The organism is Tardiphaga sp. (assembly GCF_041424195.1).
Lineage (GTDB): Bacteria > Pseudomonadota > Alphaproteobacteria > Rhizobiales > Xanthobacteraceae > Tardiphaga.
The window spans coordinates 1-6,818 of the sequence record NZ_JBGMOE010000145.1 but is presented as its reverse complement, the minus strand read 5'-3'; the positions used below and the strand labels follow the sequence as shown (position 1 = coordinate 6,818).

6 protein-coding genes and 1 pseudogene are annotated in these 6,818 nt (G+C 59.8%); all 7 read left to right on the top strand.

The features are described 5' to 3' along the window. Window position 1: 1 nt before the first annotated feature. Window positions 2-3,247, top strand: coding sequence for an efflux RND transporter permease subunit (locus ACEK02_RS19195; RefSeq protein WP_371423164.1), 3,246 nt, complete (start codon window positions 2-4; stop codon window positions 3,245-3,247). A 5-nt stretch (window positions 3,248-3,252) separates the two neighbouring features. Continuing rightward, entirely contained in the window at window positions 3,253-3,591 is a 339-nt protein-coding gene (locus tag ACEK02_RS19190; RefSeq protein WP_371423163.1) for a DUF190 domain-containing protein, read from the top strand. A 134-nt stretch (window positions 3,592-3,725) separates the two neighbouring features. Continuing rightward, on the top strand, window positions 3,726-4,196 hold the full coding sequence (locus tag ACEK02_RS19185; protein ID WP_371423162.1) for an SRPBCC family protein: 471 nt from the start codon (window positions 3,726-3,728) through the stop codon (window positions 4,194-4,196). A 14-nt stretch (window positions 4,197-4,210) separates the two neighbouring features. Next, window positions 4,211-5,125: a cation diffusion facilitator family transporter gene (locus ACEK02_RS19180; protein ID WP_371423161.1), complete on the top strand. Its 915-nt coding sequence runs from the start codon at window positions 4,211-4,213 to the stop codon at window positions 5,123-5,125. Window positions 5,126-5,157: 32 nt separating this feature from the next. After that, a complete protein-coding gene (locus ACEK02_RS19175; protein ID WP_371423160.1) occupies window positions 5,158-5,448 on the top strand; it encodes a zf-TFIIB domain-containing protein in 291 nt (96 codons plus the stop codon). 594 nt (window positions 5,449-6,042) lie between these two features. Continuing rightward, complete coding sequence (locus ACEK02_RS19170; protein WP_371423159.1) at window positions 6,043-6,729, top strand: ZIP family metal transporter; 687 nt, start codon at window positions 6,043-6,045, stop codon at window positions 6,727-6,729. Continuing rightward, window positions 6,726-6,818, top strand: a pseudogene (locus ACEK02_RS19165) (cation transporter); the annotation flags it as partial. The gene ACEK02_RS19170 and the pseudogene ACEK02_RS19165, both read left to right, overlap by 4 nt.

The following is a 6,818-nucleotide window of genomic DNA, read 5'->3' as shown; positions in this document are numbered from 1 at the left end:
CATGATCGCAAACCTCATGGCGCTCTCCGTCCGCGCCCGCTGGACGGTCCTCGCATTGTTCCTCGTCATCGCCGGCCTAGGCGTATGGCAGCTCACCAAGCTGCCAATCGACGCGGTGCCAGACATCACCACCAAACAGGTCCAGATCAACACGATCGACCCACGGTTGTCGCCGGTGGAAATCGAGAAGCTCGTTACCTATCCAGTCGAAATCGCCCTAGCCGGCATTCCCGGTCTTGAAACCACACGTTCTATCTCGCGCAACGGCTTCAGCCAGGTCAGTGCGATTTTCACCGACAGCACCGACCTTTACTTCGCGCGCCAACAGGTGGGTGAGCGCCTGCGTCAGGCAACTAAGAACCTGCCGGATGGCGTGCAACCGCAGGTGGGACCAGTATCAACCGGTCTCGGTGAGATCGTCATGTACACAGTCGGCTATGCCAACCCCGACGGCAAGGGCGCCAAAAAAGTCGCAGGCCAACCAGGCTGGCAGCCGGACGGCAGCTATCTGACGCCTGAGGGCGAACGAATGACGGACGCCGTGGCCAAGGCGAGCTACCTGCGAACCGTACAGGACTGGATTATCGGCCCCCAGCTTCGCTCGGTGAAAGGCATTGCTGGGGTCGATTCGATCGGCGGCTATGCCAAAACCTTCGTGGTCGAGCCGGACCCAACGAAACTCGCCAGTTTCGGCATCTCATATAGCGAGCTCGGTCAAGCCCTCGAGAACGCCAACCTCGCGGTCGGTGCGAATTATTACAACAAGGGCGGTGAGGCGTATCTGGTGCGCGTCGATTCACGAGTGCGTACCGTCAATGAGATCAGCAACGCCGTAGCCGCGACACGTGGCGGAACCCCGATCACCATTGGCCAGATTGCCAATGTTCGCGTGGGCGGCGACCTGCGGACCGGCGCCGGAAGTATGAACGGCCAGGAAGCGGTCATCGGCACTGTGCTGATGTTGATCGGCCAGAACAGCCGGGTCGTGGCCGAACAGGCAACAGCTAAGCTCGACCAGGTAGCAAAGACGCTGCCGCCGGGCATCCAAGTGAAGGTGGTGCTGAACCGCGCAGAGCTGGTCGGCGCGACAGTGGCCACTGTCCAGCGCAACCTGACAGAAGGCGCAATTCTTGTCGCGGCGTCGCTGTTCCTGCTGTTGGGCAACTGGCGCGCGGCGGTGATCGCGACGCTGGTAATTCCGTTCTCTTTCCTGATGATGGCGATGGGCATGAATGCCTTCAACGTGCCTGGCAATTTGATGAGCCTGGGCGCGCTCGATTTCGGTCTGATCGTCGATGGCGCGGTCATCATCATCGAGAATTGCCTCGCCAGATTGGCGCATCGACAGGAGCATGAAGGCCGGCTGCTCTCGCTCCGCGAGCGGTTGGAAGAGACAATGCGAGCCGCACAGGAGATGATCAAACCAACCGTCTTCGGTCAGGCGATCATCCTGCTCGCTTTCGCCCCGCTGCTCACGTTCACGGGCACGGAAGGCAAGACGTTCTCGCCGATGGCGATCACGATCATGCTCGCGCTGGTAGCCGCATTTGTGCTGGCAATCACGCTGGTGCCAGCACTGGTCGCGATAATGATACGCGGCAAGGTCGCAGAGAAGGACGTGTGGTTGATCCGCAAGTCCAAGGAACGCTACCTGCCGTTGTTGGATCAGGCGATTGCGCGACCGTGGCCATTCATCCTCGGCGGGTTGGCCTTCTTTCTAGCGGCAATTCCGGCGTTTGGGCTGCTAGGCTCGGAATTCATTCCGCAGTTAGACGAGAAGAATCTTGCATTCGCATCGACGCGCGTCCCCTCAGTCAGCCTTGATCAATCTCTGCTGATGGAACGAAAGGTTGAAGAGGCGGTCACCAAGGTCCCCGAAGTCGCCTTGATGTTTTCCAAGACAGGCACAGCGGAAGTTGCAAGCGATCCGATGCCGCCGAACGTGTCGGATGGCTTCGTTATCCTGAAAGAAAAGGAGGAATGGGCCAAGGGCACGACCAAAGCCGATGTGGTTGCCAAGATTGAGAAGGCGACCGGCGGTCTCCTTGGCAATCTTTACGAGGTCAGTCAGCCGATCCAGCTACGATTTAACGAGCTGATCGCGGGTGTTCGCGGCGATGTTGCGATCAAGCTCTACGGCGACGATCTCGACAAGATGGCGCTGACGGCAAATGAGATGGTGCGAGTACTCCAGACCATACCCGGTGCGGCCAGCGTCAAGGCCGAACAGGTCGGTGGCGCGCCGGCGCTCGACGTGAAGCTCGATCGCGCCGCGATCGCGCGCCTTGGCCTCACCGTCCGCGACGTTGCGGATACGGTTGCGGCAGGGCTCGGCGGGCGTGAGTCAGGGCTTGTGTACGAGGGCGACCGGCGTTTCGACGTCACCGTGCGCGTCCCTGAGGCTACCCGCGCCAATCTCGACGACATCCGGACATTGCCAGTGCTGCTCCCGGAGGTGGAAGGGAGGCCGCGCGCCCAAGTGCCGCTGGCACAGGTCGCGCAGATCCGGCTTACGGAAGGGCTGAATCAGATCAGTCGTGAGAACGGCAAGCGCCGTGTGGTCGTCCAGGTCAATCTCGGCGGACGCGATGCCGGTTCGTTCGTTCAGGAGGCGCAGGCGAAGATCGCACAGGTGAAGCTGCCGGCGGGCTACTACCTCGAATGGGGCGGTCAGTTCGAAAACCTGGCCGCGGCATCGAAACGGCTGTCGATCGTGGTGCCGTTGTGCTTTCTGGTCATCTTCGGGCTGCTTTACATGGCGCTGGGTGGATTCGGCCGGGCGGCGGCGGTGTTCCTCGCGGTTCCGCTAGGGCTCGCGGGCGGCGTCTTTACGCTAGTGGTCACCGGCATCAACTTCTCGGTGTCGGCGGCGGTGGGGTTCATCTGCCTCGCCGGTGTGGCAGTGCTGAACGGGCTGGTCGTCATGTCTGCAATCCGCGAACGCAGCGAAGCAGGACAGCCCATCGCGGAAGCTATCCGCGGAGGCATGGCCGACAAGATGCGAGCGGTCATCATGACCGGGTTCGTGCCCGCGATCGGCTTCGTGCCGATGGCGCTCGCGCACGGCACCGGCGCTGAGGTGCAGAAACCACTCGCCACCACGGTCATCGGCGGGCTGATCGCGGCGACTATTCTGACACTGCTGGTTTTGCCTGCGATCGCCAAGGTCGTTCTCGACGCCGGCGAACGCATCGCTGCACGGCGGGTAAGCAAACAGCCGGTCGCAGAGCCGGCGCATCAGGAGTAAGGGTCATGGAAACCAAATTGCTACGCATCTACACTGACGAGTCCGCTTACTTCGGCGACCGCAAGGTGTTTCAGGAGATTGCCGTGCGGGCGAAAGACGCTCGTCTCGCTGGGGTAACGATCCTGGAGGCGCTCATTGGCTTTGGCAAATCAGCACACATCCATCAGCGACATGTGTTCGAAAGCGACCGGGCAGTCGTCATCGAGATAGTCGATCTCGATCCGAGCTTGCGCGCGTTTGTGGAGAGTCTCAGCGAAATGTCGGGCATCGGGTTGATGACCTTGGAGGCCGTCGAGGTGCTCGGCGGCAAGGCGCGTGTCACTATTGCACAGGCCGACTCATGATGGCGACCCTCGCACTTAGAGGCGCAAGTCCTAAATGCGGGGGGAGCGTGTCGGCGTTTCTAACATCGCGCTTGGGAACCTCTCCCCCGCCTAACCGGCGGGGGAGGGGACCGGTGCTTGCTGGACACATCTCCATGTTCATTGTTGAAAGCACGATCCATTTGGCGGCGCCACTCGCGCGCGTGTGGCGTTTACTTATCGATCTCGAGCACTATTCCGACTGGCACCCAACGCTTGCACTCAAGGGCATCGCGAGCGTTGGCACTGAGATTGGTTATAAATTCAAGACGGGCATGCGTTCCTTTCCGGAAGTCTCCACAACGGCGGACGTGACACGCGTCGATCGACACGCCGCGTTCTTTTGGAAACTCGGTATGAAGGGCCTGCTGGAAGTCGAACAAGGCTTTGAATTAGCGAAATCCGACAGTGGCACCATTGTTACACATAAAATGTGTTGCAGGGGTGTTCTTTCCGTCCTCGCGGTGCCCAGCCTTAAGCGTGGGTTTGAAAAAACGACCGTGGCCACTAATCAATTCCTCGCCCGTTTTCTAAAACGCGGTACGACTACTGCGCGGTATTCGCAGCAAACCAAACGCCATCATTGAGTTGGGAGCTTAAAATGCCTGATACTAAGGACGGCGGCCACGCCCATGACCATACTGCAGGCACCAATGCCACGAAGTTGAAATGGGCGTTGGCGCTCACTTCGACTTACCTTATCGCTGAGGTTTTTGGCGGCTTTTACTTCAACAGTTTGGCTCTGTTGTCGGATGCTGCGCATATGATGACAGACGTTGCTGCGCTTGTCATCGCGCTGATGGCGATTCGCTTTGGACAAAAGGCCGCTGATGATCGCCGCACGTTCGGATATCGGAGATTTGAAATCCTGGCGGCCGCCTTCAATGCAGTGCTTTTGTTCGGGATCGCGATCTACGTTCTTATTGAGGCGATCAAGCGCTTTGGCTCGCCGGAACCGGTTCAATCTACCGGAATGATGATCGTAGCCTCAATTGGTCTCATCGTGAACATCGTATCGATGCGGCTATTAATGTCGGGCAAAGACAAAAGCTTCAATGTCAAAGGCGCCTATCTTGAAGTGTGGGCGGACATGATTGGCTCTGTGGGCGTCATCGCCGGCGCAGTCGCGATCCGCTTCACGGGTTGGACATGGGTTGATCCGATTGTCGCTGTGGGCATCGGCTTGTGGGTGTTGCCGCGCACCTGGATCCTGCTTCGTGACACGACCAATGTGCTGCTGGAGGGCGTCCCGAACGGCATCGACCTTAAAGAAGTTCGCGCGGTCATTTCTGGAGTGTCAGGCGTCACAGGGGTCCACGACCTTCACGTCTGGTCGATGAGCAACGACGACTTGTCGTGCACAGCGCATGTAACCCTAGAGATTGAAGCAGAGCCTGACACGGTGCGCCGAGCGGTAGCCCAGCTTTTGGATGAGCGCTTCAAGATCGAACATACCACCGTCCAGGCCGAAAAGCCCGGTGAGCGATGCGACGGCAAGGGGCATGCCCACCCGTAAGCGTACCGTAATGACGAACTAGGAGAGATGAAATGGACAATACAAGAGCAACAGGGCTGCCTTGCCCGCATTGTACAGTTGATCTGGTGATGAGCGAACGACAGGGCATTGAGATAGATTATTGTCCAAAATGCCGAGGAGTGTGGCTCGATAGGGGCGAACTCGATAAGATCATCGAACGCAGTGTGTCGGAACCAGAGCAGAATTTACCGTCCGAGACGCAGGGTTACGCCAAACGTCAATCGGCTGACGGTCGGCGAGACCTGGGCCATGGCAGCCAGCGCGGCAAGCACGGTTCGTTTCTTTCGCGCCTGTTCGACTGAACTGCCAAGCCAATGGTCCCCGCAAGCCATGCAAAGTCAAACGCCCGTCTCGCCGGGCCCGTACGGTTTGTGAGAAGGACCGCGTCGTGGGCACCGGCCCCCTTAGGGTGCCCACGGCGCGCATGCTCGAACAGGGTCAGCGACTAATGCTCGGCGTGAGGGCGCTGTGGGCAAGTCTTTTCCTGCTGGCGAGCGTCACAGCCTGCTCTGCTGACCCCGATGCGGCAAGGGATGACCGCGACCATATCGATGGCGATCGGCCCAACGTGATAGGCCGGCATATTTATGACTGCGAGGCTGGGGGGCGCTGGGCAGTGGATTTCCTCACTGACGGACTAACCGTCGACTTAGGGCCCGAAGGTGCGCCAGCAATCCGCCTGTCGGCTCCGGCTCAGGGGCTAAGCTATGTCGGAGAAAAGATCACTGCGCGCATATCGGGACGAGAAATGCACATTCGGCGATCCAATAAGGCGCCACTGACGTGTCTCCGGATCTAACGAGGAAACCGATGACGATGAGTCGAAGAAAACAGGGCGAGGCGATGGGTCAGCCCTGTGAGCGACCCGACTGGTGCAATGTCGTGCCGGCCTGCACATGATCGCGCTGCAATATACGTTGATCCCGGTATTGGCGGTGATCTGCGGCGCGGTGTGGGCGAGCTGGCGCCGGCCAAGCGCGTCCTTCACAAGCGCGATGCAACATCTCGCGGCGGGTGTCGTCTTTGCCGCCGCGGCTGCGGAGATCCTGCCCCAGGTGCTGCACCAGGCTTCGCCGATGGCCACGTTGATTGGGGGTAGCTTGGGCGTAGCTGCGATGCTGGCGTTGAAAGCGTTTGAGGGGCGCACGAAAGGCCCGGTTGCGCTGCTTGGCGCGATCGGCATTGACATTCTGATCGACGGCTTGGTGCTCGGCCTTGCATTTATCGCGGGCGCGAAGGCCGGTATGCTGCTCACCGTCGCTCTTACGCTTGAAGTCCTATTCCTTGGAATTACGCTTACTGCCGAAATTCGCGAGACCATCGAGTCACGTCTCAAGACAGTCGTCATTGTCATCAGCATGGCCGTGCTGCTGCCGGTTGGCGCGCTCATCGCAACGCCGGTAGCGGTGCTCTCGCCGGTCGTAGTCACCGGGTTCTTGAGCTTCGGCCTGATGGCACTCCTCTATCTTGTCACAGAGGAACTGCTGGCCGAAGCGCACGAGAAGCCGGACTCGCCGCTTATCAGCGCGATGTTCTTCGTCGGCTTTCTCGTCCTCCTGCTGATCGAGGAGATCATGGCATGACGGCTCAACCGGACGGCAAGGTCTCGGCCGAGCGCCGCACGCTCTGGATCGTGCTGCTGCTCAACGCGGCGATCGCTGCGGGATTCTTC

What these genes read in the sequence shown, in the direction of transcription:
- ACEK02_RS19195 (WP_371423164.1), top strand. Translation starts at nt 2, where the DNA reads ATGATCGCAAACCTCATGGCGCTCTCCGTCCGCGCCCGCTGGACGGTC.
- ACEK02_RS19190 (WP_371423163.1), top strand. Translation starts at nt 3,253, where the DNA reads ATGGAAACCAAATTGCTACGCATCTACACTGACGAGTCCGCTTACTTC.
- ACEK02_RS19185 (WP_371423162.1), top strand. Translation starts at nt 3,726, where the DNA reads ATGTTCATTGTTGAAAGCACGATCCATTTGGCGGCGCCACTCGCGCGC.
- ACEK02_RS19180 (WP_371423161.1), top strand. Translation starts at nt 4,211, where the DNA reads ATGCCTGATACTAAGGACGGCGGCCACGCCCATGACCATACTGCAGGC.
- ACEK02_RS19175 (WP_371423160.1), top strand. Translation starts at nt 5,158, where the DNA reads ATGGACAATACAAGAGCAACAGGGCTGCCTTGCCCGCATTGTACAGTT.
- ACEK02_RS19170 (WP_371423159.1), top strand. Translation starts at nt 6,043, where the DNA reads ATGATCGCGCTGCAATATACGTTGATCCCGGTATTGGCGGTGATCTGC.